The sequence below is a fragment of the Streptomyces sp. NPDC090045 genome (genome assembly GCF_044747975.1).
Taxonomy (GTDB): domain Bacteria; phylum Actinomycetota; class Actinomycetes; order Streptomycetales; family Streptomycetaceae; genus Streptomyces.
In genome coordinates, this window is sequence record NZ_JBIVFA010000010.1 from 78,704 (window position 1) to 101,968 (window position 23,265).

At 72.4% G+C, this 23,265-nt stretch carries 22 protein-coding genes; 12 read left to right on the forward strand and 10 right to left on the reverse strand.

Features of this window, described 5'->3' with window-relative positions; all coding sequences use genetic code 11:
* Positions 1-34 precede the first annotated feature (34 nt).
* Positions 35-1,720 carry an amidohydrolase gene (locus ACIPYQ_RS25370; protein ID WP_401255240.1) on the reverse strand — a complete coding sequence of 562 codons (1,686 nt, stop codon included), beginning with the start codon at positions 1,718-1,720 and terminating at the stop codon, positions 35-37.
* A gap of 38 nt (positions 1,721-1,758) precedes the next feature.
* The gene (locus ACIPYQ_RS25375; RefSeq protein WP_401255243.1) at positions 1,759-2,472 is read right to left on the reverse strand and encodes a TetR/AcrR family transcriptional regulator; all 714 of its coding nucleotides are present in this window, start codon (positions 2,470-2,472) and stop codon (positions 1,759-1,761) included.
* Between the two features lie 19 nt (positions 2,473-2,491).
* Here ACIPYQ_RS25375 and ACIPYQ_RS25380 point away from each other — a divergent pair, with 19 nt between their 5' ends.
* The 8 genes from ACIPYQ_RS25380 (at position 2,492) to ACIPYQ_RS25415 (ending at position 10,433) form a co-directional block, all read left to right on the forward strand.
* The gene (locus tag ACIPYQ_RS25380; protein ID WP_401255246.1) at positions 2,492-4,000 is read left to right on the forward strand and encodes a purine-cytosine permease family protein; all 1,509 of its coding nucleotides are present in this window, start codon (positions 2,492-2,494) and stop codon (positions 3,998-4,000) included.
* A 230-nt stretch (positions 4,001-4,230) separates the two neighbouring features.
* A complete protein-coding gene (locus tag ACIPYQ_RS25385) occupies positions 4,231-4,647 on the forward strand; it encodes an SsgA family sporulation/cell division regulator (protein WP_361751837.1) in 417 nt (138 codons plus the stop codon).
* 202 nt (positions 4,648-4,849) lie between these two features.
* A complete protein-coding gene (locus ACIPYQ_RS25390) occupies positions 4,850-6,490 on the forward strand; it encodes an ABC-F family ATP-binding cassette domain-containing protein (RefSeq protein ID WP_401255250.1) in 1,641 nt (546 codons plus the stop codon).
* A gap of 275 nt (positions 6,491-6,765) precedes the next feature.
* The gene (locus ACIPYQ_RS25395) at positions 6,766-7,737 is read left to right on the forward strand and encodes an acyl-ACP desaturase (protein ID WP_401255253.1); all 972 of its coding nucleotides are present in this window, start codon (positions 6,766-6,768) and stop codon (positions 7,735-7,737) included.
* A gap of 72 nt (positions 7,738-7,809) precedes the next feature.
* Complete coding sequence (locus tag ACIPYQ_RS25400) at positions 7,810-8,112, forward strand: hypothetical protein (protein ID WP_401255256.1); 303 nt, start codon at positions 7,810-7,812, stop codon at positions 8,110-8,112.
* Complete coding sequence (locus tag ACIPYQ_RS25405; RefSeq protein WP_401255259.1) at positions 8,105-9,238, forward strand: hypothetical protein; 1,134 nt, start codon at positions 8,105-8,107, stop codon at positions 9,236-9,238. Before ACIPYQ_RS25400 ends, ACIPYQ_RS25405 begins: the two co-directional genes overlap by 8 nt.
* On the forward strand, positions 9,235-9,855 hold the full coding sequence (locus ACIPYQ_RS25410) for a hypothetical protein (RefSeq protein WP_401255262.1): 621 nt from the start codon (positions 9,235-9,237) through the stop codon (positions 9,853-9,855). The genes ACIPYQ_RS25405 and ACIPYQ_RS25410 overlap by 4 nt, the downstream gene beginning before the upstream one ends.
* Complete coding sequence (locus tag ACIPYQ_RS25415) at positions 9,852-10,433, forward strand: hypothetical protein (protein ID WP_401255265.1); 582 nt, start codon at positions 9,852-9,854, stop codon at positions 10,431-10,433. Before ACIPYQ_RS25410 ends, ACIPYQ_RS25415 begins: the two co-directional genes overlap by 4 nt.
* Here the strand turns inward: ACIPYQ_RS25415 and ACIPYQ_RS25420 are convergent, their stop codons facing one another.
* Both ACIPYQ_RS25420 and ligD read right to left on the reverse strand, forming a co-directional pair.
* On the reverse strand, positions 10,434-10,679 hold the full coding sequence (locus ACIPYQ_RS25420; RefSeq protein ID WP_319721373.1) for a WhiB family transcriptional regulator: 246 nt from the start codon (positions 10,677-10,679) through the stop codon (positions 10,434-10,436).
* A gap of 163 nt (positions 10,680-10,842) precedes the next feature.
* On the reverse strand, positions 10,843-11,862 hold the full coding sequence (ligD, locus tag ACIPYQ_RS25425; protein WP_401255268.1) for a non-homologous end-joining DNA ligase: 1,020 nt from the start codon (positions 11,860-11,862) through the stop codon (positions 10,843-10,845).
* Between the two features lie 75 nt (positions 11,863-11,937).
* Between ligD and ACIPYQ_RS25430 the strand changes: the two genes are divergently transcribed.
* Positions 11,938-13,044: an ATP-dependent DNA ligase gene (locus tag ACIPYQ_RS25430; RefSeq protein ID WP_401255271.1), complete on the forward strand. Its 1,107-nt coding sequence runs from the start codon at positions 11,938-11,940 to the stop codon at positions 13,042-13,044.
* On the opposite strand, the gene ACIPYQ_RS25435 is transcribed toward ACIPYQ_RS25430, so the two are convergent.
* Together ACIPYQ_RS25435 and ACIPYQ_RS25440 are read right to left on the reverse strand one after the other, a co-directional pair.
* Positions 12,969-14,456 (reverse strand): NAD(P)-binding protein, encoded by a 1,488-nt coding sequence (locus tag ACIPYQ_RS25435; protein WP_401255274.1) that lies wholly within the window; start codon positions 14,454-14,456, stop codon positions 12,969-12,971. The genes ACIPYQ_RS25430 and ACIPYQ_RS25435 overlap by 76 nt on opposite strands.
* Before the next feature lie 133 nt (positions 14,457-14,589).
* Positions 14,590-15,588, reverse strand: coding sequence for an NAD(P)/FAD-dependent oxidoreductase (locus ACIPYQ_RS25440; protein ID WP_401255277.1), 999 nt, complete (start codon positions 15,586-15,588; stop codon positions 14,590-14,592).
* Between the two features lie 66 nt (positions 15,589-15,654).
* On the opposite strand from ACIPYQ_RS25440, the gene ACIPYQ_RS25445 reads away from it, so the two are divergent.
* Positions 15,655-16,272 carry an XRE family transcriptional regulator gene (locus tag ACIPYQ_RS25445; protein ID WP_361751815.1) on the forward strand — a complete coding sequence of 206 codons (618 nt, stop codon included), beginning with the start codon at positions 15,655-15,657 and terminating at the stop codon, positions 16,270-16,272.
* On the forward strand, positions 16,269-16,766 hold the full coding sequence (locus ACIPYQ_RS25450; RefSeq protein WP_361751813.1) for an NUDIX domain-containing protein: 498 nt from the start codon (positions 16,269-16,271) through the stop codon (positions 16,764-16,766). The genes ACIPYQ_RS25445 and ACIPYQ_RS25450 overlap by 4 nt, the downstream gene beginning before the upstream one ends.
* 133 nt (positions 16,767-16,899) lie before the next feature.
* Here the strand turns inward: ACIPYQ_RS25450 and ACIPYQ_RS25455 are convergent, their stop codons facing one another.
* The 4 genes from ACIPYQ_RS25455 to ACIPYQ_RS25470 all read right to left on the reverse strand — a co-directional run bounded on the left by ACIPYQ_RS25455 (position 16,900) and on the right by ACIPYQ_RS25470 (position 22,374).
* Entirely contained in the window at positions 16,900-17,565 is a 666-nt protein-coding gene (locus tag ACIPYQ_RS25455; RefSeq protein ID WP_401255281.1) for a GPP34 family phosphoprotein, read from the reverse strand.
* A 114-nt stretch (positions 17,566-17,679) separates the two neighbouring features.
* Positions 17,680-19,662, reverse strand: coding sequence for an MDR family MFS transporter (locus ACIPYQ_RS25460; RefSeq protein WP_401255771.1), 1,983 nt, complete (start codon positions 19,660-19,662; stop codon positions 17,680-17,682).
* 171 nt (positions 19,663-19,833) lie between these two features.
* Positions 19,834-21,189: a 6-phospho-beta-glucosidase gene (locus ACIPYQ_RS25465; protein WP_401255284.1), complete on the reverse strand. Its 1,356-nt coding sequence runs from the start codon at positions 21,187-21,189 to the stop codon at positions 19,834-19,836.
* Between the two features lie 195 nt (positions 21,190-21,384).
* Positions 21,385-22,374 carry a helix-turn-helix domain-containing protein gene (locus ACIPYQ_RS25470; protein WP_401255287.1) on the reverse strand — a complete coding sequence of 330 codons (990 nt, stop codon included), beginning with the start codon at positions 22,372-22,374 and terminating at the stop codon, positions 21,385-21,387.
* A gap of 216 nt (positions 22,375-22,590) precedes the next feature.
* Between ACIPYQ_RS25470 and ACIPYQ_RS25475 the strand changes: the two genes are divergently transcribed.
* Positions 22,591-23,259 carry a helix-turn-helix domain-containing protein gene (locus ACIPYQ_RS25475; RefSeq protein WP_401255290.1) on the forward strand — a complete coding sequence of 223 codons (669 nt, stop codon included), beginning with the start codon at positions 22,591-22,593 and terminating at the stop codon, positions 23,257-23,259.
* Positions 23,260-23,265: the final 6 nt, after the last annotated feature.

The window sequence follows — 23,265 nt, forward strand, 5'->3', positions numbered from 1 at the left end:
TCGCCGGCCCCGCCCCGCCCCCTGTCCACCGGAGTCACAGGCTCGCGTCGCGGTGCGTCACCCCGCCGTCGAGGACCGTGAGCAGCACGGGCAGGTCCGGGAGTTCGGTGGCCGCCGTGGTGAGCGGGTCGTCGGCGAGGACCGTCAGGTCGGCGCGGTGGCCGAGGGCGATCCGGCCCGCCAGGTGCTCCTCGCCCGCCGCGTAGGCGGCGTTGACGGTCATGCCCCGGAGGGCCTGGAGGGCGGTGAGGGCCTGCTCGGGTCCGTGCGGGTCCTGGGTGAGGTCGCGGCTGGGGCGGCGGTGGCGGGCGCCGCCCATGACACCGAGCGGCGGGTACGGGGCGATCGGCCAGTCCGAGCCGAGGACCACGATGGCCCCGGAGTCCCACAAGTCGCGGCAGCGCCAGGCACGCGAGGCGCGCTCCTCGCCGAGGCGGCGGGACCAGTTGTCGGTGTGGTCGGCCCGGGTGAAGTCGCAGCAGTGGGTGGGCTGTACGGAGGCGATCACGCCGAGCTCGGCGAACCGGCGCAGGGTGTCGTCGGGAACGGTCTCGATGTGCTCGACCCGGTGGCGCATCCCGGGCGCGGCCACGGACCCGGACCCGACCATGGACCCGTTCCCGATCCCGTTCCCGATTCCGTTTCCGCCGGAGGCCCGGGCCTTCTCGACGGCGTCGAGGACGTGCCGTACCGCGGCGTCGCCGATGGCGTGGGTGGCGGTGGGCACGCCGGCCCGGTGGAACTCTCCCACGATCCGCGTGTAGACCTCGGGGTCGGGCCAGAAGGCGTGCGTGGACTCGCCGTTGCGGTCCGGGCGTTCGAGCCAGGCGGTGCCGTTGTCGATGGTGCCGTCCATGAATATCTTGACGCCCGCGGTGTGCCAGAGCCGGCCGCCGGCCCCCTGTTGCGCGATGAGCGCGCGCACTCCGTCGGCATCGGTCCCGGGCTGGCACCAGGGTGCGACCCGCAGGCGCAGCGGCAGTCGACCGGCCTCGTCGAGTTCGGCGTAGAAGGCGAGGCTGTCCCCGTTCGCGTCCATGGCGTGGCCGCCGGTCAGCCCGGCGGCGGCCATCCTGCGCAGGGCGGCGGCCAGTCGGTCGCGGCGCTCCTCGCGGGTGGGCTGCGGGGCGATGCGCTCGACGAGTTCGCAGGCGGCGTCCTCCAGGAGCAGGCCGGTGGGCCGGCCGTCGGCGTCGCAGACCACCTCGGCGGACGCCTGGTCGAAGGTCCGCGGTCCGTCGACCCCCGCGAGTTCGAGGGCGCGCCGGCTGGCCAGCATGGAGTGCGCGTCGAAGAGCAGGAGGGTGGCGGGGACGCCGTCGAGCACGGAGTCGAAGGGGGCGCTCTCCACGGGGTGGTCGCCGAAGGCGTTCGGGTCCAGGCCCCAGCCGGTCAGCCAGGCGCCGGGCGCGAGGCCGCGTACGCCGGCGGCGAGGGTCTCACGTACCTGTTCAAGGTCGGTGCAGCCCGACAGGTCCAGGCCGTGGGTCAGTTCGGCGCCCGAGACGGGGTGGATGTGGCCGTCGACCAGGCCGGGGGTCACGACGGCCCCCTTGAGGTCGACCACCGTCGTCGAGGCGTCGGCGAGGGCCCGGATACGGGTGTTGTCGCCGAGCGCGGTGATCTGCCCGCCCGATGCGGCCAGGGCGGTGTCCGGCAGGAACCCGCCCGTGGCCGGGTCGAGCAGGCGGGCGTTGAGCAGGACGAGACGGGTACGCACGGAGCCTCCAGCGGGGTGGGACGGGGGCGGGGAAGGGGTCAGGGCTCGCGGGTGAGGGCGCCGCGGGGCAGGCCGAGTTCGCGTTCCGCGGTGGTGACGGCCATCCGGGTCACCGCCTCGGGGCGCCCGCGGTCCTCGGTGTTGGCGTGGACGCCGAGTCCGTCGAGGACGATCAGGATCTGAATGGCCGTCACGTACGGGTCCTCCGTACGGAACTCGCCCCGCGCAACGCCCTCCTCGATCACGCCTTCGAGGCGGCCGCGCCACGCGGCCTCCTGCTCGGCGACCCGGTCGCGCAGGACGGGACGGTAGCGGCTGAGGTGCCGGGCGTTGATCCAGAGCCGGCTGATGGAGTCGTAGGCCTCCCCCGAGGTGCGGGCGAAGAACCGCGCCAGCCGCTCCGTGGGGGTCGACCCACCCGGCCCGCCCGCCGCATCCGACCCGGTCGGCGCATCCGGGCCGTCCGACTCCCCCCGCGCCTCCCGTCGGTCCGACCCGGCGGGCCCGATCGGCAGCAAGACCTCCAGCTCGGCCCCGGCGGCCGTCCCGAAGGCCTCGGCGACCAGGTCCTCCACCGAGGGGAAGTAGTGGCTGATCAGCCCCGGCCGGACGTCGAGCTCGTCGGCGATCCGGCGCAGCGTGAGGCACTCCAGCCCTTCGGCCAGCGCGACGGCGGCCGCCGTGTCGACGATCTCGGCCCGGCGGGCCTCCGGTGACTTGCGAATTCGCTTGCGCTGGACGCTTGACGACATACCGGGGATGTTATTGAGTGTGCGACCAATAAGCAAGCGAGGCGGATACGCCCAGCACTCGGAGGTCCCCCATGGCGTCCACGATCCCCGACCCGCCTCCCGGTCCGCACCGGTTCCCGGAGTACTCGAACCGACCGCGCCGGCCCCGGAGCGGGCCACCCGCATCGAGGCCCACGGCATCGACCACATCCCCGACTCCGAGCGCCACGGCCGCCCCCGGGACCTCTTCGCCGTCTGGGCGGCCGCGAACGTCAACTACCTCAGCCTGGTGATCGGCGGCGCGCTGGTCCTCATGGGCCTGAGCCTGTGGCAATCCGTCGCCGTGATCGTCGTGGGCAATCTGTTCTGGCTGCTCACCGGCCTGCTCGCCACCTCGGGCCCGGCCGCCGGCGCACCGAGCGAGGTGATCACCCGGGCCATGTACGGCGTCATCGGCAACCGCGTGATGAACGCGGTCGGCGGCTGGCTGGTCTCCGTCTGCTACTTCGCCCTCAATCTGGCCGCCGCCGCGGCCGCCGCCTTCGCCCTGGTGGAGCAGGCCGGCATCACGGCGAACACCGCCGTCAAGGCGGGCGTCATCGTGACCATCGCCGCGTTCACCCTGGCCATCAGCGTCTACGGGCACGCGATGATCATGAAGCTCTACCTCCCGATGACCCTGGCCCTGGCCGCCGCGTTCACCGTCGTCGCCGTCGCCGTGCTCGCGCACACCGACTTCTCCTACCGGCCCGCCCCGCCCCTGACCGGCGCCTCCCTCTGGGCGGTGCTCCTCGCGGGGACCACCCTCATCGCCTCCGGTCCGCTGTCGTACACCACCAGCGCCGACTTCTCCCGGTACCTGCCCCGCGCTTCCTCGCGCGGGGCGATCGCCGGCTGGACCGCCCTCGGTGCCATCGTGCCCAGCGTCGTCGTCTGCTCCCTCGGCGCGCTCGCCGCGACCGCGGTCGACATGAGCGACCCGCAGGCCGCGCTGGAGCGGATCCTGCCCGGGTGGTTCTACCCCGTCTTCCTGCTCGCGCTCATCCTCGGCACCATCTCCGTCAACGCCCTGACCGCCTACAGCGCCGGACTCGCCCTGCAGGCCGTGGGCCTGCGCATCCGCCGCTCCGTCAGCGTCCTGTTCGACGGGGCCGTCGCCGTCGCCCTGACCCTCTACGGCCTGCTCGTCTCCAACCTGCTCGACACCGTCAGCAACTCGCTCCAGCTGATCGTCGTCCTGATCGGCCCCGTCACGGCCGTCTACGCCACCGACATCCTGCTGCGCCGGTGCCGCTACGACGGCCGGGCCCTCGCCGACGAGACCCCCGGCAGCCCCTTCTGGTACACCGGCGGCGTCAACCCGGCGGGCGCCCTCGCGCTCGCGGCCGGGGTGGCCGCGGCCGCCGTCTGCGTCGACACGCTCTACACCCAGCCGGTCGCCGCGGCCCTGGGCGGCCTCGACTTCTCCCTGCCGGTCGGCATGGCCGTCGCTTCCTCCCTCTATGCGGTCCTGATGCTCCGGATGAGGCTCGTTGGGCCTGTGGAGTGATCGGTAATCAGCCCTTCTCGGAGGCTCCCCGGCGCCCCCGCGGCGCGGGGGCCGCCTTCCGGCACATCCCTCCACCCGGTCACTCTGTGCGATCACACAGAGTGGTTCCGGCCAATCGGTGACACAGCTCACGCAACGGCCCATGCACGGATTTGCCGATTCCGGCGTCTATCGGGTTGCCGGGCTCCACCCCACGGCCCGGCAGCAGATCCGCCGCAAGGGAGTGAGCCTTGATCACTGTCATCGAGCAGGCCGCACAGGCCCGTCTGGTCGCAACCGCGCCGAAGGTCGAGACCGTGCCCGTCACCCTCTGCTACGACCGTGCGGATCCGTTCGCCGTGCGGATGGCCTTCCCCGCCCCGGCGACGCTGGAGGGGGTCGAGGTGTCGTGGACCTTCTCCCGCGAACTGCTGGAGTCCGGACTGGACCGCCCGTCGGGTCGTGGCGACGTACGCGTGCGCCCGTACGACGGTGACCGGACGACCATCGAGTTCCACGCGGCGGAGGGCGTCGCGATCGTGCTGATGCTGACGGCCGAGCTGCACCGCTTCCTGGAGCGGGCGGCGACCGTGGTGCCGCCGGGCCTGGAGCACCTCTACCTCGACATGGACCACAGCCTGGCCGAGCTGATGCGCGACACCTGCTGACCCGCCGCCGGTTATTCGATTGCGGGCGGCTCCGGCCGCCCGTAGCTTCGTTGACGCCACATTGCCGTCGAAACGGAGCAGGACGTTGCTCTTCTGAGGTTCGAGACACCGGCCACCGACCGCCGTGACCCCCGTCGTCACCGGCTGAGCGTCGGCTGTCTCCCCGCGTTGCACGCACCACTCACGCAACCTGGAGGCCTCCATGAGCCATACCCCTGCTTTCATCACCTGCTCCGCCCTGTCCTTCGACTGGCCCGACGGAACTCCCGTCTTCGACGGGTTCCAACTCGCCGTCGGCCCCGGCCGCACCGGCCTGATCGGACTCAACGGCTGCGGGAAGTCCACCCTGCTGAAGCTGATCGCCGGTGAACTGACCCCCACCGGGGGCCAGTCCTCCGTCACCGGCTCGGTCGGCCACCTCCCCCAGACGGTCACCCTCGACACCGCGCTGCGCGTGGACGAGGCGCTCGGCATCCGCACCGCCCGCGCCGCCCTCCACGCCATCGAGGCGGGCGAGGCCACCGAGGCGAACTTCACCGCCGTCGGCGACGACTGGGACGTGGAGGAGCGGGCCCTGGCCACGCTCGACCAGCTCGGTCTCGCCGGAATCGGCCTGGACCGCACCGTCGGCGAGCTCTCGGGCGGCGAGTCCGTGCTGCTGCGGCTGGCCGCGCTGCTGCTCGCGCGTCCCGACGTCCTGCTGCTGGACGAGCCCACCAACAACCTGGACCTGCGCGCCCGGGGCCGCCTGTACGCGGCCGTCGAGTCCTGGTCCGGGGTGATGCTCGTGGTCAGCCACGACCGGGAACTGCTGGAGCGGGTCGATCAGATCGCCGATCTGCGCGACGGCGAAGTCCGCTGGTACGGCGGGAACTTCACCGCCTACGAGGAGATGCTCGCCGCCGAACAGGAGGCCGCCGGGCGGATGGTCCGGGTCGCGGAGGCCGACGTACAGCGGCAGAAGCGCGAACTGGCCGACGCCCAGGTCAAACTGGCGCGGCGCAAGCGGTACGGCCAGAAGATGTTCGAGAACAAGCGCGAGCCGAAGATCGTGATGGGTGCGCGCAAGCGGGCGGCGCAGGAGTCGGCCGGCAAGCACCGGACCATGCACAGCGAGAAGCTGGCGCAGGCGAAGGAGCGCCTGGACCAGGCCGTGGAGGCGGTGCGCGACGACGACGAGATCCGGATCCGGCTGCCCGCCACCCAGGTCCCGCCGGGGCGCCGCGTACTGACCCTGAGCGATCTGCGCCTGGCCCACGGGGCCTGCGTACCGGGCGAGTGGGAGCTGCGGGGTCCGGAGCGGATCGCCCTGGTGGGGCGCAACGGCTCGGGGAAGACCACGCTGCTGCGCACGATCGCGGGGCAGCTGGAGCCGGTGTCCGGGGCCTCCCTCACCCATGTGACCACGCGGTTCCTGCCGCAGCGGCTGGACGTGCTCGACGAGAGCCGGTCGGTCGTGGAGAACGTGGCGCGGTTCGCCCCGCAGGCCACGAACAACCTGGTCCGGGCGCGGCTCGCGCACTTCCTCTTCCGGGGCACCCGGGCGGACCGGCCGGCCGGCACCCTGTCGGGCGGCGAGCGGTTCCGGGCGGCGCTGGCGGCGCTGCTGCTGGCGGAGCCGGCCCCGCAGCTGCTCATGCTGGACGAGCCGACGAACAATCTCGACCTGGCGAGCGTGCGGCAGCTGACCGAGGCGCTGGAGTCCTACGAGGGCGCCCTGGTGGTGGCGAGCCACGACGTGCCGTTCCTGGAGTCGATCGGGGTCACCCGGTGGCTGCTGCTGGACGGCGAGCTGCGGCCGACCACGGCCGAAGAGGTCCGCGAGACGCTCTGGCACGAGTGAGCGAGCCCGCTCCGCCGCCGCCCGCGGACGCCCGATGCCGCGGGCGGCGGCGAAGCGGAACCCGTTCCGGCCGTCAAAGGTAAAAGTTTCGATCCACCTGACGGCGTGATTTCACCCCCTCTGCCGCCTCTCAGAGCGCCCATAAACTGCACAGATAACTGGATGTAACCAGACATACACCTGCCCGGGGCTTGGCTGGCCTTGATGGCGCGCTTAACCTACGACTCCGTAGGCTACGGAACCGTAGGTAATTCGCTTTGCACCCAGGAGTACCCGTGACGATCACCTCTCCCCACCTCGGCAGCTCGGAGGCGTGGACCGACGCCAAGCTGCTGTTCGCGCTGGAAGAGGTGGTCGAAAAGGAGCTCAACCGCCACCTGAAGGTCACCAAGGACTGGATGCCCCACGAGTACGTCCCGTGGAGCGACGGCCGGAACTTCCCGGGCTTCTTCGAGGACGGCGAGGCCTGGGACCCGAAGCAGTCCAAGGTCACCGACATCGGCAAGATCGCGCTCGTCGTGAACCTGCTGACCGAGGACAACCTCCCCAGCTACCACCACGAGATCGCCAGCCTCTTCGGCCGCAACGGCGCCTGGGGCACCTGGGTGCACCGCTGGACGGCCGAGGAGGGCCGCCACGGCATCGTGATGCGCGACTACCTGCTGGCCTCGCGCGCCGTGGACCCGGACAAGCTGGAAGCGTTCCGCATGCAGCACATGTCGGAGGGCTTCGAGTCCGACAACCGCCACTCCATGCTCCACTCGGTGGCGTACGTGGCCTTCCAGGAGCTCGCCACCCGCATCTCGCACCGCAACACCGGCCACCAGTCCGGTGACCCGGTCTGCGACCGGATGCTGGCGCGCATCGCGCAGGACGAGAACCTGCACATGGTCTTCTACCGCAACCTGCTGGGCGCGGCCTTCGAGCTCGCCCCGGACCTGACCATGCAGGCCGTCCGGGACGTCGTGGTCAACTTCCGGATGCCCGGACACGGGATGCCCGGCTTCGAGCGGATGGCCGCGCAGATGGCGATCGGCGGGGTCTACAACCTGCGGATCCACCACGACGACGTGCTGAGCCCCGTGATCCGCTTCCTGAAGATCATGGACATCGACGGCCTCGGCCCCGAGGGCCGGAAGGCCCAGGAGGAGCTCGGCCTCTTCATGAACGGCCTGGACAGCGAGGCCCGCAAGTTCGACGAGCGCCTGGCCGCCCGCGCGGCACGCATCGCGGCCCGCCAGGGCTGACCTGTTTCCGCTCGCTCGGGCGAGTGATACCGATTGCCCTGGCAGAGCCGTGCTCTGCCAGGGTTTCGCGTCATGACCTCGCTCCAGGTGGACATCGACCAGCTGACCCGTCTGACGCGCGCCCTGGACTCCTCGCTGGTCTCCCTGCGGGAGGCCCGGCGCGCACTGGACCACGTACGGCCCGACCAGCTGGGCACGGCCGATCTCGACGCGGCGTGCGACGGCTTCCAGGAACGGTGGGCCCACGGCACGCGGGAGCTGACCAAACGGGTCAAGACCGTGCGGGAGGGCGTGGACCGCAGCGCCGCGGAGTACGCGGAGCTGGAGGAGGCCGTCCGCGCGGCCTTCGCCCGGGTGGCGGCCGCGCATGGCTGACCACGCGGCACTGGGCTTCGACCCGGCGCCCGGCAGTCCGGCCGCCGTCCTGGCCCTGACGAAGACGCTCGGCGCGTCGGCGCAGTCCCTCGGGGAGGCCTCCCGCGTCGTGAAGGACCTCGTCGCCCACAGCTCGCAGTGGCAGGGCGAGGCCGCGACCGCCTTCCGCGCCTCCCTCTCGCAGGACCTCCCCCGCTACCTGGGCGCGGCCCACACCTCCCTCGCGGAGGCCGCCCGCCGGCTCACCGGCTGGCACGACACCCTGGTCTCGCACCGCGCACTGGCCGCCCGCTACGAGGCCGAGGCCGCCGCGGCCAAGACGGACGAAGCCCTCTCCGACGCCCGCCGCCTGGCCCGCGAACTCGCCGCCGAACACGCGGCAGCGGCGAGCCGCGTCGCCCGGACCCTGACCGCGGCGACGGACCGGCTGGCCCCGAAGGAACCGGGCCTGCTGGCCTCGATCTGGCACAAGATCGTGGAGGACCCGGGCGACGCCTTGTCGAACGCGTCGGCGATCCTGGGCGCGGTCGGCGCCGGCGTGGCACTGTTCTGCCCGCCCGCGGGCCTGGCGGTGATGCTGGTGGCGGGCGGCCTGTCGCTGGCGGCCCTGACCACGCACCTGGCGGACCCGAAGTTCCGCAAACCGCTGGTGGACGGGGCCACGAAGGGCGAGTTCGACGCGGACTTCTGGAAGAGCGGCGTGACCCTCCTGGGCGACGCCGCCGGCACGGTCCCGGGCGTCGCCGCGGTCGCCTCGGGCGCCAAGGCCGGCACCCTGGCCGCCCGCGCCGCCATGGCCGCCACCCCCGAAGCCAGCGCCCTGACCGGCCTGAGCGCAGGATCATCCTCCTTCCGCAGCACGACGTGGTCGACGGCCGATGACCTGCGACAGGTCGAAAGCCCCCTCACCGGATGGGCCTTGCGGTCAGCAACTCAGGACACCAGAGACCGGGTGGGCGTGGGCGTGGCCGCGACAGGTGCCGTCACCGCCGTACTCGATTACGCGCCTGACAACGAAACGCTCGAACACACCACGACAGGGGTGGACGGCGCCCGGGGTGTTCTGGACGACGCCCCCTCAGCCATCAGGAAGACAGGTCACGCGTGGTCGGTGCTGAGGCCATGACGCATCAGCGCAGCAGCCCGCCGGTCTGGTTCCGCCTGCCCCCGGGCTTCCACGACATCGGCCCCGGTGACAGGGCCTCGTTGCACGCCGTCGCCGAGGCGCTGGACAGCCCCGATGCCCAACACGATCTCTCCCGGCTCATGGACGGCCTTGAGGAATTGGCAGGGCACAGTGTCGTACACACCGCGATCGGCCTTCATCCCGAGGAGCCGAACGGCCTGACCACCTCGCTGTTCTCTCTGACCATCCGGCAGGTCGATCAGCCCAACCCTCGGCTCGCCGTGGCGCGTACAGCCCTGGCCATCGCCGGTTCCCCGCTGTGGACCAGCTCCGTCCGCAGGTTCGTCGATCTGCCATCAGCCCTCCCGTGCTGCCTGGTCGCCGGGATCATTTCCGTGCCCGATGTGGAGCAGCAACTGTTTCAGGCCAGGGTCGCGACCGTGCATCCAGACGGGCTCCACGTGCTGGTGATCGATCTGACCAGCGCCTCCACCCAACATGCCGGCGCGTACACGGACATCATCGAAGCCGTGGCGCACACCATCCTGTTCACCGACCCCGAACCGAGCGCTCCCAAGACAACCGGGACCTCACGCATCTTGGAGGTGCTCCTGTGAGTCTCACACTCGCCAAGACGGCATGGGACCACCCTCCAACGGTGGTCGGTTACAAGCGGTTGGCCATCCGTCGCCTCGGATGGGTGCTCAGCCTCGGCGGCCCTCCGCTTATCGCGCTGGCCTCCATCGACCTGATCCCGCACGCGGGAACAGGCTTCGCCCTCATGATCACGATCGTGGCACCCTTCCTTCCCTGGGTGGTCATCGCCTACGTCAGGCGGCGGCGCGTCGCCGCCGTCCTGCAGGCCTACCCCTGGCGAGAGTGGCCGTGCCAGCACCCGACCCGGCCACCCGGGAGCCCCGGGACCGTCGTCATCCCGTTCCGGGAGGACTTCACGGCGACGTTCCGCTTCGTCCCGTTCCCTGTGACGCTCACACAGCTGGACAACGCCCACCCGGACCGGATCTGGTTCGCAGGGGACCCTCGCTTCGGTGGGGTCGTCTCGCCCGTCGGGGGGCACTATCCCGTGCGGGTCGTACCCCACACGCCGCGCCGCGAGGAGTGCGGTGGCGAGGGGTTCGACCTCGCACGGCGGGTGGGGCTGGTGCGGGCGAGTGGCAAGGGGACCCGGACCTGATCAGTGGCGGGGGCGGAGGGCGAGGCGTTCGGCTTCTGAGAGGCCGCCCCAGACGCCGAAGCGCTCGTCATTGGCCAGGGCGTACTCCAGGCACGCCGCCCGCCCCTCGCACGCCCCGCACAGCCGCTTCGCGTCGCGCAGCGACGAGCCCGGCTCCGGGAAGAAGAAGCCGGGGCCCGTCTGGGCGCACAGGGCGAGTTCGTACCAGGCGGTGTCCGTTGCTGCGGCAGTGGTGTTCATAGACATGCCGCAGATACTGGCCGCCCCCGATGGACGTCCGATCAACGCCTGATCAACACCCCGTCACGGCCCCGCGCCGGCAAGCTGGTTGCGTGACCGTCGTCTCCGTCCTCTTCGAGCATCGCACGCCCCACTGACAGGCGGCCCTGCCGAACAGTCAGGGCGGACGTCAGTCCTCGTGCTTGGCGCGGCTGGGCTGGACGCGTTTGGGCTCGCCCGGCATCTTCGGGTAGTCCGGGGGGTAGGGCATGTCGCCCAGGCCGTGCTCGTGTTCGTCGCGGGCCGCGAGTTCCAGTACGGGGTCCAGGGCGAAGGCGTGTTCGTCCATGTCGGCGTGCAGGTCGCCCAGTTCGGCGAAGCGGGCCGGCATCGTCACGATGTCGAAGTCGCGCGGCTCGGCGTCGTCCACCTCGTCCCAGCGCAGCGGCGCCGAGACCGGGGCGTGCGGGCGGGGGCGGATGGAGTAGGCGGAGGCGATCGTGCGGTCGCGGGCCGTCTGGTTGTAGTCGACGAAGATCCGCTCGCCGCGTTCCTCCTTCCACCAGGCCGTCGTGACCCTGCCCGGCATCCGGCGTTCGAGTTCCCGGCCGAGGGCGATGGCGCACCGGCGGACCTCGGTGAAGGTCCAGCGCGGGGCGATCGGCACGAAGACGTGCAGCCCGCGGCCGCCCGAGGTCTTGGGCCAGCCGCGCAGGCCCAGCTCCTCCAGCAGGGCGCGCAGCTCGTGGGCGGCCGCCACCGCGTGGTGGTAGTCGGTCCCCGGCTGCGGGTCCAGGTCGATGCGCAGTTCGTCGGGGCGGTCGGTGTCCTCGCGGCGCACCGGCCAGGGGTGGAAGGTGAGGCAGCCCAGGTTGGCGGCCCACAGGACGGCGGCCGGCTCGGTCGGGCAGATCTCGTCGGCCGAGCGGCCGCTCGGGAAGGAGATGTGGGCGGTCGGGATCCAGTCGGGGAGGTTCTTCGGCGCCCTCTTCTGGAAGAAGGACTCGCCCTCCACCCCGTCGGGGAAGCGTTCCAGGGTCGTGGGCCGGTTGCGCAGGGCCCGCGTAATGCCGTCCGCGACCGCCAGGTAGTACTCGGCCACGTGCCGCTTGGTGAGGCCGCGCTCCGGGAAGTACACCTTGTCCGGGCTGGACAGCCGTACCGTCCGCCCGCCCGCGTCCAGCTCGATCGCATTACCGGCAGCACCCATGTGCGCCACGGTAGGCGGGCCCGGGCGAGGGCGCATACCGGGCGCGGCCGGACGTACCACCGCAGAATCGAAGGCATGGATCTGCCAGTGATGCCGCCCGTGAAGCCGATGCTCGCCAAGTCCGTGGCGAAGATCCCGCCCGGCATGCAGTACGAGGCCAAGTGGGACGGCTTCCGGGCCATCGTCCATCGCGACGGCGACGAGATCGAGATCGGCAGCCGCACGGGCAAGACCCTGACCCGGTACTTTCCCGAGCTGGCGGAGGCACTGAAGGGCAATCTGCCCGACCGCTGCGTCGTGGACGGCGAGATCGTGATCGTTCACGGCGGGCGGCTCGACTTCGACCGGCTGACCGAGCGGATCCATCCCGCGCAGTCCCGTGTCGCCCTGCTGTCCGAGACCACCCCCGCCAGCTTCGTCGCCTTCGACCTGCTCGCGCTCGGCGACGAGTCGCTCCTCGACACGCCGCTCGCCGACCGCCGCGCCGCCCTGATCCGGTCCCTCTCCACCGCTCGGCCCCCCGTCCACCTCGCGCCCGCGACCACCGATCCCGCGCTCGCGCAGGAGTGGTTCGAGCGGTTCGAGGGCGCCGGGCTCGACGGAGTGATCGCCAAACCGCTCGATCTCCTCTACCGGCCCGATGCCCGCCTCATGTACAAGATCAAGCACGAACGTACCGCCGACGTCGTCGTCGCGGGTTTCCGTTTCCACAAGAGCGGTCCGATTGTCGGATCGCTGCTCCTCGGCCTGTACGACGCCCACGGCACCCTCCAGCACGTGGGCGTCTGCGCCGCCTTCCCCATGAAGCGCCGCGCCGAGCTGGTGGAGGAGCTCGAACCGCTGCGGATGCCCGACCCGGCCGGACATCCGTGGGCCGCCTGGGCGGACGAGTCCGCCCACGAGAGCGCCCGGCTGCCCGGCGCGCAGAGCCGCTGGACCGGCAAGAAGGACCTCTCCTGGGTGCCGCTGCGCCCCGAGCGCGTCGTCGAGGTGAAGTACGACCACATGGAGGGCGACCGCTTCCGGCACACCGCACAGTTCCACCGCTGGCGGGCGGACCGGGCACCGGAGAGCTGCACCTACACCCAGCTGGAGGAGGTCGTCGGCTATGACCTCGCCGAAGTACTCGGCCCGGCCGCCGGAACCACCGGCGCCGGGGGTACGGGCGGTTCCGCCGGCTGAGCGGCCCACCCCGCCCCCGCCGTCAGCTTCTCCCACTCCGCCCGGTCCGGCCCCGCCTCGTGCGGGACGTAGTCCGGCCGCGCGGCCAGCCAGCGCGCCACCCGGGCCCTGATCTCCGGATCCGCGTACGCGCGCTCCGGAGGCTCGGCCAGGTGCCGGACCCTCGCCCGCGCCCGCATCACCTCGGGGTCCTCCAGTGCGCAGTCGAACAGCGCGGCCACCTCCCGCGCCGTCCCCGTACGCCCGGCCCGCGTCGCGAAGCGCTCCCCGATGGCCGCGTCGGCGACCACCTGGAAGTCGAACCACGGCTTCAGCGTGCGCACCGCCCAGTCGTGGTGGCCGACGGCGAACCGGGCCGATCCCGGGTCCCGGTGCGCCGTACGGGCCACCCTGTGCGCGGCCCACAGCGCGAGCGAGGTGCCCTGCCCCAGGGTGGGATTGGTGTGCGTGATGGAGTCGCCGACCGGCACCAGCCCGGTCACCACCGGGCCCCGCTCGTCGACCAGCGCGCTCCACCGGTTGTCCAGGCTCGCCGTGGCCCGTACGTCGGACAGCGGCTCGGCCCCCAGGGCCAGCCAGGCCGCACCGGGCGGGAAGGCGCGGGCCGCCCGCTCGAAGACGGCGGGGTCGCGCAGCGCCGAGCGGGTGGTGTCCGAGGTGTGCACGAACAGCGTCACCGCGAAGACCCGGTTGTCGGCCGGGAACACGGCGCATCCGGCGAAGGCCCCGCCGGTCACCGCCCACGGCCGGCGCGGCCCCTCGTCCATGCCCTCGGGCAGCCGGTACCAGCGGCAGAAGTACGCGAGCCCCGTGCGGTGCCGTTCCACGACGGGCGGCCGGCAGCCCGCCTCGGCCAGCCTGCGCTCGACACCCCCGCGCCGCCCACCCGCGTCCACGACGAGGTCCCCCTCGTAACTCCCGGCCTCGGTGGTCACTCCCGTCACGTGGACCTCCGGGGCCTCGGCCGGCCCCGGGACGGTGGTCAGTGTCGTGACCGGCTCCCCGTACCGGACGACGACGCCCGCCTCCGCGCGCAGGACCGTGGTCAGCGCGCTCTCCAGCACGATGCGCCGGGCCTGGAGCATGACGAGGTCCTCGTCGCCGGGGAGGGCGGGGGGCCGGACCTCGAACCAGTCCAGCTCGTGCCGCTCCCGGGCGCCGAGTGCGAGCATCTCCGCGTAGACGTCGGGCAGTTCGTCCCGCAGGACGGTGCGGGCGGCTCCGAGCAGCACGTGCGGCTGGACCGCCTGCGGTACGGTCGGCCGGCGCCAGCCGAAGAAATCGCGGTCGAGGGCGGTGCCCGGAGCGCGCGCATCGCGCTCGAAGAGCTCCGCCGTGTGTCCGTGCCGCGCCGCGAGCAGGGCCGTGGCCAGCCCGCCGAGTCCTCCGCCGATGACGAGTACGTGTGCCATGGAGCGTCCCCCCGAACCATTGGACCGTCGGACCGTACGACGATCACACCGTCCAGAGCCTGCGCGGACGGGCGGCGGCCGAAACCCGCACGGTTGTCCGATACGAGCTGTGCGCCCCGCCTCGTTTCGGCCCTCACGCACCCGCGCGGTGGACCTCCACGGCCCGGCGGGCCTCCTCCTCGATCAGGTCGGCGTTCACGGCCACGGCCGCCCGCACCCCCTGCGCGGCCGCGCCCGCGCTCTGCTCCATCGGAGCGGTCACGTTGCCTGCGGCCCACACCCCGCGCAGCGCGGTGGCACCGGTCGCCGGGTCGGACTCGACGCAGGTGCCGACCACGTGCCCGTCCCGCTCCACGGCGGTGGTCGGCAGGCCCAGAGAGGTCAGGACGCCCGAGCGCGCGGTGAACCGCGGGGCCACCACCAAGGCCCCGCACTCCACGACGGCGCCGTCGGCCAGGGTCACCCCGGTCAGCCGGTCCTCCTCGACCGCGAGGCCGGTGACCTCGCCCTCGACGACCCGGACATCGAGGGCGGCCAGCAGTTCCCGGTCCGCGCCGGTGAGCCCCCGGGTGTGTGCCAGCAGGGTCGTCCGCCCGCTCCAGTGCCGCCAGAGCTGCGCCTGGTGCACCGCGAGGGGTCCGTCGGCCAGCACCGCGAGCGGCAGGTCCCGTACCTCCCAGCCGTGGCAGTACGGGCAGTGCAGCACGTCCCGGCCCCAGCGCGCCCGCAGGCCCGGCACCGAAGGAAGCTCGTCGACCAGACCGGTGGCGACCAGCAGCCGCCGCGCCCGTACGGTCGAGCCGTCCCCGCAGCGGACCAGGAAGCCCCCGCCGGGCAGCCGGTCCGCGGCGATGGCCGTGCCCTGCCTGATCTCACCGCCGTAGCCGGTCACCTCGGCCCGTCCCCTGGCCAGCAGCGCGGCCGGACTCTCCCCGTCCTGGCCGAGGTATCCGTGCAGGTGCGCGGCCGGCGCGTTGCGCGGGCTGCCGGAGTCGATCACCAGCACCGACCGGCGGGCCCGGACCAGCGTCAGGGCCGCGGCGAGCCCGGCGGCCCCGCCGCCCACGACCACCACGTCGAACACGTCGTCCCCCGCGTCGCCTGAATTCCTTGAGTCCCGTGCGTTGTCCATGTCCCCGAGGGTCCGCTCACAGGCGCCCGCTTGACAAATGTTCTTGCCGAAGTGGCAAATGGAGCCATGGCCACCGAGGAGCAGGACGAGGAACTCGCCGGCGTGCTCACCGCCGTGGGCCCGCGGCTGCGCGCCCTGCGCCGGCAGCGCGGCACCACGCTGGCCCAGCTCAGCGAGACCACCGGAATCTCCCTCTCCACCCTCTCCCGGCTGGAGTCCGGGCAGCGCAGGCCGACTCTGGAGCTGCTGCTCCCGCTGGCCAGGGCGCACCGGGTGGCGCTCGACGAGCTGGTCGGCGCCCCGGAGACCGGGGACCCCCGGGTCCGCCCGCGCCCCTTCGTCCGGCACGGCAGCACCTACGTGCCGCTGACCCGCAAGTTCAGCGGGGTGCACGCCTTCAAGCAGATCCTCCCGCCCCTCGAAGGCCCGCCGCCCGAGCCCGAACTGAAGGTCCACGAGGGCTACGAGTGGCTGTACGTGCTGTCCGGACGCATCCGGCTGCTGCTCGGGGAGCACGACCTCGTCCTCGGCCCCGGCGAGGCCGCCGAGTTCGACACGCGCACCCCGCACGCCTTCTTCAACGCGGGACCGCAGGCAGCGGAGTTCCTCAGCCTCTTCGGCCCCCAGGGCGAACGGATCCACGTCCGCGCCCGGCCCACCACTCCACCGGAAGGACGCCCATGACCACCGCCGGAGAACGTCCCGAGCGCGCCGTGCCGCAGCCCAACGCCGTCGTCGGCGTGGGGCTGGTCGTCATCGGCCCGGACGGCCGGGTGCTGCTCGGCCAGGCGCACGACGGCCGCTGGGAGCTGCCCGGCGGCAAGGTCGACCCCGGGGAGGGCTTCGAGCAGGCCGCGGCCCGGGAGCTCGCCGAGGAGACGGATCTGCGGGCGGCCCCCGAGGGCATCCGCGTCCTGTCCGTCCAGATCGACGCGAAGTCCGGCGTGACCCGGCTGACGGCGGCCGCCGTCACCACTTCGGCGGAAGGCGTCCCCGCCGTCACCGAGCCCCACAAGATCGCCCGCTGGCAGTGGTTCGCGCCGGCCGAGATCCCCTCGGCCCTGTACGCCCCCTCGGCGGCCGTGCTGCGCACCTGGCGCCCGGACCTCGCGTCCCTGCCGCACGTCCCCTCGTACGACTATCCGACTGCGAGCCCGGGTCCGTCCGGCACCGCCTGAGGCCCGGCACCACTTGAGGCCCGGCAGAACTTGAGGCCCGGCACCACTTGAGGCCCCGCACCGCCTGAGGCCCCGCACTGACGGCCCCGTACCGACCGCGGCCACCAGAGCCCCGGAAGGTACGGGACCGGCCTCACACCGTGAACGTCGTCGCCACCGTCACGGCCGTCACCGCCACCATCGCGGCCTGCACGTCGCGGATGGCCGTCCGGACGCTGTCGGCCGCCCACTGGCCGGCGGCGATCTCCGCCGTCCTCGGGGCCACCGCCTCGCGGCGCCGGTCGGGGAAGGCCAGCCGGTGCAGCCCGGTCGAGTGGATCAGCGCGATGAGGCCGGCCGTGCGCCCGTCCGGTTCGGCGCCGTCGATGACGACGGCGTGCAGCCGCTCCCGCAGCGCGCGCTCGGCGGTGCCGTCGGTCTCGGGGTAGCGCCGCTGCGGGAACATCCCGAGCACCTTGTGCACTTCCGCCGTCACCAGGCCGCGCCCGACCAGTCGCTCCAGCACGGCGCCGACCGCCTTGGGCTGCTCCCTGGTCAGCCAGTCCGTCACCCGGCGACTGGCGCGGCCGCGCAGCCAGGTCTCCATCGACACGATCCGGCCGTCGAGCAGTTCTTCCCCGGTCGGCGTGGTGTCCCGCAGCTCCAGGTACTTGCCGGCCACCGAGACCCGCTCCGCCATGACCAGTTCGAGCAGGATCGCGCCCGCCGCGGCCCAGCCGGCCGACTGGCGCTCGCGCGCCTGCCCGGACCCGTCGTCCAGGGACAACAGCACGATCTCCTCGGCCAGTGTGATTCCCATGTCCGCTCCCGTCCCCGTGCTCCACACGTGTCGATGGAGAGGATGTCCGGCAGCGTGCGGAGGTTCCGATTCCGGCACGTGCTCGCCGCCGTGCTCGCCACGGCGCCCGCCGCGCTACGTCCGCACCACCACCCGCGGCGCGAAGTTCCCCTCGCCCAGGTCCTCGGCCAGCAGCCGCCTCGCGATCGCGTCCGCCGCCACCCGCAGTTCGGCGCTCCGCGGGCGCCCGCGGTCCTTCTCCAGCTGGTCGCCGAGCCACTGGGCCCACGCCGCCGAGATGACGGCGGCCTCCCGCTCCCCGGCCCGGGTGAGGGAGAAGTAGCCGGCCTCGCGGCTGAGGTAGCCCTCCTCCGTCATCCGGTCGAAGACCGGGAGCAGCACCTCCGGCGGCAGCGACCGGCGTGCGGCGATCAGCCCGATGCTGGCGGTGCCGACCGTCCGGGTCATGAGTTCCACTTGCATCACCGCCCACGCGCCCGCGATGTCCAGCCGGGTGTCGGAGGCCTCGAAGATCCCGCGTGCCGTCTCCCGCCCCATGTTCCGTACGAGTTTGCCGACCGCCAGCTCCAGCAGCTTGGCCGAATCCCCGCTGGCCGTGGCCGGAGAGCCGAAACCGTCGCCCATGTCCGTGGAGCCGGCCCGGGCGGTGTCGCGCAGCTTGACCTGTTTGAGGAAGAGCCCGGCGACGAACCCGAAGACCGCCACCGGCACCGTCCAGAGGAACACCGTGTGCAGGGCCTCCGCGTACGCGTCGATGATGGGCGCCGCGGCCTCCGGGCTGAGCCGGTGCACCCCTTCGGGGGTCGACGCGGCCTCGGCCAGCAGCGCCGGGTCCTGCCCGGTGACCCGCGCCGCCTCCGCGACCCCCGCCTCCAGTCCGGGCCCCAGGTGGTTCGCGTAGATCGTGCCGAAGACCGCCGTCCCGAAGGCGCTGCCGAGCGTACGGAAGAAGGTGACCCCGGAGGTGGCGGTGCCGAGGTCGGCGTAGTCGACGGTGTTCTGCACGGCGATCGTGAGCACCTGCATCGACAGGCCGATGCCCGTGCCGAGCACGAACATGTACAGCGATTCCAGCAGGGTGCTGGTCCCCGGTTGCATGCGCGACAGCAGGTACAGGCCGACGCCCATGACCGCGTTGCCGACGATCGGGAAGATCCGGTACCGGCCGGTCTTGCTGGTGACGTTGCCGCTGAAGACGGAGGCGATCAGCAGTCCGAAGACCATGGGCAGGGTCCGGACGCCCGAGATGGTGGCCGAGTCCCCGTCGACGTACTGGAGGTAGGTCGGCAGGAACGTCATCGCGCCCAGCATCGCGAACCCGACGACGAAGCTCAGTACGGAGCACACGGCGAAGACCGGATTGCCGAAGAGCCGCATCGGCAGCATCGGTTCGGCGGCCCGCGTCTCGACCAGGCAGAACAGCGCCAGCGCGACCGCACCGCCCGCGAACAGGCCGATGATCACCGGCGAGGTCCAGGCGTACTCGTTCCCGCCCCAGCTGGTGGCCAGGATCAGCGCGCTCGCGCCGATCGCGACGAGGGCGATGCCCAGGTAGTCGATGACCGGCTTGCCCGAGGCCCGTACCACCGGGATCGTCTTGGCGGCCGCGACGACCACGAGGATGGCGATCGGGACGTTGACGTAGAAGCACCACCGCCAGCTCAGCTGGTCGGTGAAGAAGCCGCCGAGCAGCGGTCCGATGACGGTGGCGACGCCGAAGACGGCGCCGATCATGCCCTGGTACTTGCCGCGTTCGCGCAGGGGCACCACGTCGGCGATCAGTGCCATGGCGGTGACCATCAGGCCGCCGGCCCCGATGCCCTGGACGCCGCGCCACACGATCAGGAAGGTCATGTTGCTGGACAGGCCGCACAGGAAGGAGCCGCTGATGAAGATGATCGCGGAGATCTGGAAGATCAGCTTCCTGCCGTACAGGTCGCCGAACTTGCCCACCAGCACCGTCGACACGGTCTCCGCGAGCAGGTAGGAGGTCACCACCCACGACATGTGGTCCCCGCCGCCGAGGTCCCCCACGATCGTGGGCAGGGCGGTGCCGACGATCGTCTGGTCGAGTGCCGCGAGCAGCACGCCCAGCATGATCGTGCCGAAGATGATGTTGCGCTGCCGCCGGTCGATCTCGGGGGGCGCGGGGGCCGTGGCGGGGGCAGTGGTCACCCTCGCACTGTCACAGCGCGCCCGCCGCGGCGCATGCGGCACTGAGCCGTACGGGGGAACCGCCCGCCGGAATCGACGCAGGTGGACCGGGCCTCAGCGCAGGTAGGCCAGCCCCGGGTGCTCCGCCGCGTACCCGTCGAGCAGCCGCCGCGCCACGGCCACGGAGTCCACCAGCGGGTGGAGCGCGAAGGCCTTGACCGCGTCCGCCCGCGAGCCGCTCGCGGCGGCCGCCAGGACCTCGCGTTCGACCGCCTTGACGGCCGTCACGAGTCCCACCGCGTGCAGCGGCAGCTGCTCTACGCCGACCGGGTGGGCGCCGTTCGCGTCGACCAGGCAGGGCACCTCGATGACCGCCGCGGCGTCCAGGACCGACAGCGTCGAGCCGTTGCGGACGTTCAGGATCAGGGTGGCCCGCTCGTCCCGGGCGATGGCCCGCATCAGCGCGAGCGCGACCTTCTCGTACCCGCCGGACTCCAGGTCGCTTTCTTCGCGCTCCCCGACGCCGGCCGCCTCGCGGTTCTCGGCCATGTACGTGGCCTCGCGCTCGGCCCGGGTCCGGTCCCAGGCGGCCAGCGCCGCCCCGGCCGGCTGCCCGGCCCGGCCGGCCTCGGCGTAGAAGCCGCGCTGCTGGTCGCGCAGGAAGGCCCCGCGGGTCTGCTCGGCCTCCTGGTAGGCCCGTACGGTGTCACGGTTGAAGTAGTAGTAGTGCAGGTACTCGTTGGGGATCGCGCCGAGGGAGCGCAGCCACTCGGCCCCGAAGAGCCGGCCCTCCTCGAAGGACTCCAGGGCCTTGGTGTCGGCCAGCAGCCGGGGCAGTTCGTCGCGGCCGCCGATGCGCAGCCCGCGCACCCAGCCCAGGTGGTTGAGGCCCACGTAGTCGATCCAGGCCTCCCCCGGCCGGGCATCGAGCAGCCGGGCGATGCGCCGGCCCAGGCCCACGGGGGAATCGCAGATGCCGATCACCCGCTCGCCGAGCTCCTCGGCCATGGCCTCGGTGACCAGCCCGGCCGGATTGGTGAAGTTGATGACCCACGCCTCGGGGGCGGTGCGGGCGATCCTGCGCGCGATCGCGCGGGCCACCGGCACGGTCCGCAGGCCGTACGCGATGCCGCCCGCGCCCACGGTCTCCTGGCCGAGCACCCCCTCGGCCAGGGCGATCCGCTCGTCCGCGGCGCGCCCGTCCAGGCCGCCGACGCGAATGGCCGAAAAGATGAAGTCCGCCCCGCGCAGGGCCTCGTCGAGGTCCCCGGTGGCGGTGACGGCCGGGGCGTCCGGTACGCCGGCGGCCGCGGCCTGGTCGTCGAGGACGCGGGCCATGGCGGTGAGCCGCGCCGGGTCCTCGTCGTAGAGCGTCACATGGGACACCCGGCCCTCGGCGTGGTCGCCGAGCAGTGCTCCGTAGACGAGCGGTACCCGGAAACCGCCCCCTCCGAGGATCGTCAGCCGCACGCCCCTACCGCCCTTCGCCCGTGCCGGTGCAGTTGCCACGGCGGGTGCCGGTGACAGTGGCAGCTCCCGTGGCCGTTCCCCGCACCACGATCGTGCCGGCGGCGGCTCCGGGGGCTCCAGTGCCACGATCGTTGACACGATCGGCGACACGGAGCCCGTGGCGCGCACCCGCCGGCACCAGTCTGCCCCGGCCGGTCACTCCCCCAGCGACGGCACGGCGCGCAGCCGGGCACCCTGCTGGTGCACGACCCCGGCGCCACCTCGCACGGGACCCATCTGCACGCCCTGCGGCGCCGACAGGATCAGGGTGATCCGCGTGAGCCCCATCGCGTCGAGCATCCGGCTGGTCTCGGCCACCATCCGGCAGCGCGCGAGCCCCCACCGCGGGTCGGGGTGGCGCACGCTGCGCACCGCCCCGTCCATCTCGGCGGCCTCGGCCCCGCGCATGCTCAGCCAGTGCGGCACCCCGTACCGGTAGGCGGCCTCCATGAACGGGTCACGGGCCACCTCCTGGCGGATGCTGCGCAGCCCCTCGTCCTCCGGAGCCGCGGCCAGCGCGGCCGCGAACTGGGCCAGCAGCGGTACGCACCAGGCCGGTTCGTGGTCCTCCAGCACGCCCGCCGCGTCCGGATGGAACAGCACGAAGCGCAGGAAGTTGTCGTCCGGCAGGGCCGTCGGGTGCGGCCGTACGGACTGGAAGAGCTGGTCGAAGGCCGAGTTGGTGAGCGCGACGTCCCAGCGGTGGTCCACCAGGAAGCTCGGGTAGGGCGCCGACTCCATGAGGGCCGCGTAGTCGCACAAGTAGTCGCGCTGCGCGGGGTCCTCGGGGAGCCGGTTCTCCTCGGCGGCCCGCCACGTGGGCGGCGGGTCGCGGTCGACCATGACGCGGAACAGCCAGAAGCACTGCCGCTCGCTCATCTCCAAGGCCTCGGCCAGGGCGAGCAGTTTGCGGTCCGTCCACTCCTTGACGAGGCCGCGTTCCCAGTTTCCGTACGCACGCACGCTGATGCGCAGCCGGGCGGCGAGGTCCTCCTGGCTCAGCCCCAGCTCCTCGCGGCGCTGGCGCAAAATCTCCTTGCGTCGCTCCGACCGCACGGCGCCGCGTGCGGACTCCTCGCCCGCCAGGCGCTCCTCACCGGCTCGGGCGAGGCCATCGGACGGGCCCACCGCTGCGAGATGTGGCACCGAGAGCTCCCCCTCCTCCGGTCTGGATCTTCATTTCCGTGTGGCGATCCTGCTACCGACTTCATTCGAGTGTCAACTATTGTGGCAATTCCAGCCTCTTGACAGCTCATTCCCGCCACAGCTGTGGCACGTTCTAGCCCTTCCGGGCGAGAGCGGCTAGATTCCAGAAGCCGACCATGTGCCGTACCGACTTCGCGCGATCTAGGAGAACCACTGGTGACAGACGGCTTCCCGGCTCCCGTCGCGGTGGCCAACGCACCCCTGGCAGCCACCATCACGCGCGTCGCCGAGCTCGCGGGCAAGATGGGCCGCGACCCGAACCACGTCTTCGACCTGCGGCGGCTCTCGGAGGCCTCCGGCGTGCCCACGGACGTGGTCAAGACCCTCCTCGACGGCAGGCCGGCCGGCGAACCCGATCTGCAGACCCGGTTCCTCCAGCGCCTCGACCTGCTGCGGCGCACCCGGGTCAAACCCAACGGCCGCCGCTACACGCAGCAGGAGATCGCGGACGGCGCCGGCATGTCGCGGCAGCAGGCCGGGGCCCTGATCAACGGCGACCGCCGCCCCACCATGGAGCACTGCGACGCGATCCAGCGCTTCTTCGGGGTGCACGCCGGGTTCCTCACGGCACACGACGCCGACGCCCTCACCGACGCGCTCCAGCGGACCGAGCAACAGCTGCTGCAGGACTTCGCGGGGCGCGCGCGGGAAACCGTACCGGCCGCGGCCGCTTCGGCGGGCGATCCGCTGGCAAGACTCCTCCAGAACCACGGTGTGCGGGGCATCGCCTGGCGCGCCGCCCAACTGCCCAGCGACAAGCACCGGGACAAGGTGACCGAATGGCTGGACATGCTCCTCGAAAGCGTAAAACCGAACGAATCCTGACCCAGT

Excerpts from the sequence above, each read along its gene's own strand:
- ACIPYQ_RS25455 (WP_401255281.1), bottom strand. The coding sequence starts at position 17,565 with ATGGGAATCACACTGGCCGAGGAGATCGTGCTGTTGTCCCTGGACGAC.
- ACIPYQ_RS25435 (WP_401255274.1), bottom strand. The coding sequence starts at position 14,456 with ATGGCACACGTACTCGTCATCGGCGGAGGACTCGGCGGGCTGGCCACG.
- ACIPYQ_RS25420 (WP_319721373.1), bottom strand. The coding sequence starts at position 10,679 with ATGTCTATGAACACCACTGCCGCAGCAACGGACACCGCCTGGTACGAA.
- ACIPYQ_RS25405 (WP_401255259.1), top strand. The coding sequence starts at position 8,105 with ATGGCTGACCACGCGGCACTGGGCTTCGACCCGGCGCCCGGCAGTCCG.
- ACIPYQ_RS25460 (WP_401255771.1), bottom strand. The coding sequence starts at position 19,662 with ATGCTGGGCGTGCTGCTCGCGGCACTCGACCAGACGATCGTCGGCACC.
- ACIPYQ_RS25445 (WP_361751815.1), top strand. The coding sequence starts at position 15,655 with ATGGCCACCGAGGAGCAGGACGAGGAACTCGCCGGCGTGCTCACCGCC.
- ACIPYQ_RS25400 (WP_401255256.1), top strand. The coding sequence starts at position 7,810 with ATGACCTCGCTCCAGGTGGACATCGACCAGCTGACCCGTCTGACGCGC.
- ACIPYQ_RS25375 (WP_401255243.1), bottom strand. The coding sequence starts at position 2,472 with ATGTCGTCAAGCGTCCAGCGCAAGCGAATTCGCAAGTCACCGGAGGCC.
- ACIPYQ_RS25430 (WP_401255271.1), top strand. The coding sequence starts at position 11,938 with ATGGATCTGCCAGTGATGCCGCCCGTGAAGCCGATGCTCGCCAAGTCC.
- ACIPYQ_RS25410 (WP_401255262.1), top strand. The coding sequence starts at position 9,235 with ATGACGCATCAGCGCAGCAGCCCGCCGGTCTGGTTCCGCCTGCCCCCG.
- ligD (WP_401255268.1), bottom strand. The coding sequence starts at position 11,862 with ATGGGTGCTGCCGGTAATGCGATCGAGCTGGACGCGGGCGGGCGGACG.
- ACIPYQ_RS25440 (WP_401255277.1), bottom strand. The coding sequence starts at position 15,588 with ATGGACAACGCACGGGACTCAAGGAATTCAGGCGACGCGGGGGACGAC.
- ACIPYQ_RS25450 (WP_361751813.1), top strand. The coding sequence starts at position 16,269 with ATGACCACCGCCGGAGAACGTCCCGAGCGCGCCGTGCCGCAGCCCAAC.
- ACIPYQ_RS25390 (WP_401255250.1), top strand. The coding sequence starts at position 4,850 with ATGAGCCATACCCCTGCTTTCATCACCTGCTCCGCCCTGTCCTTCGAC.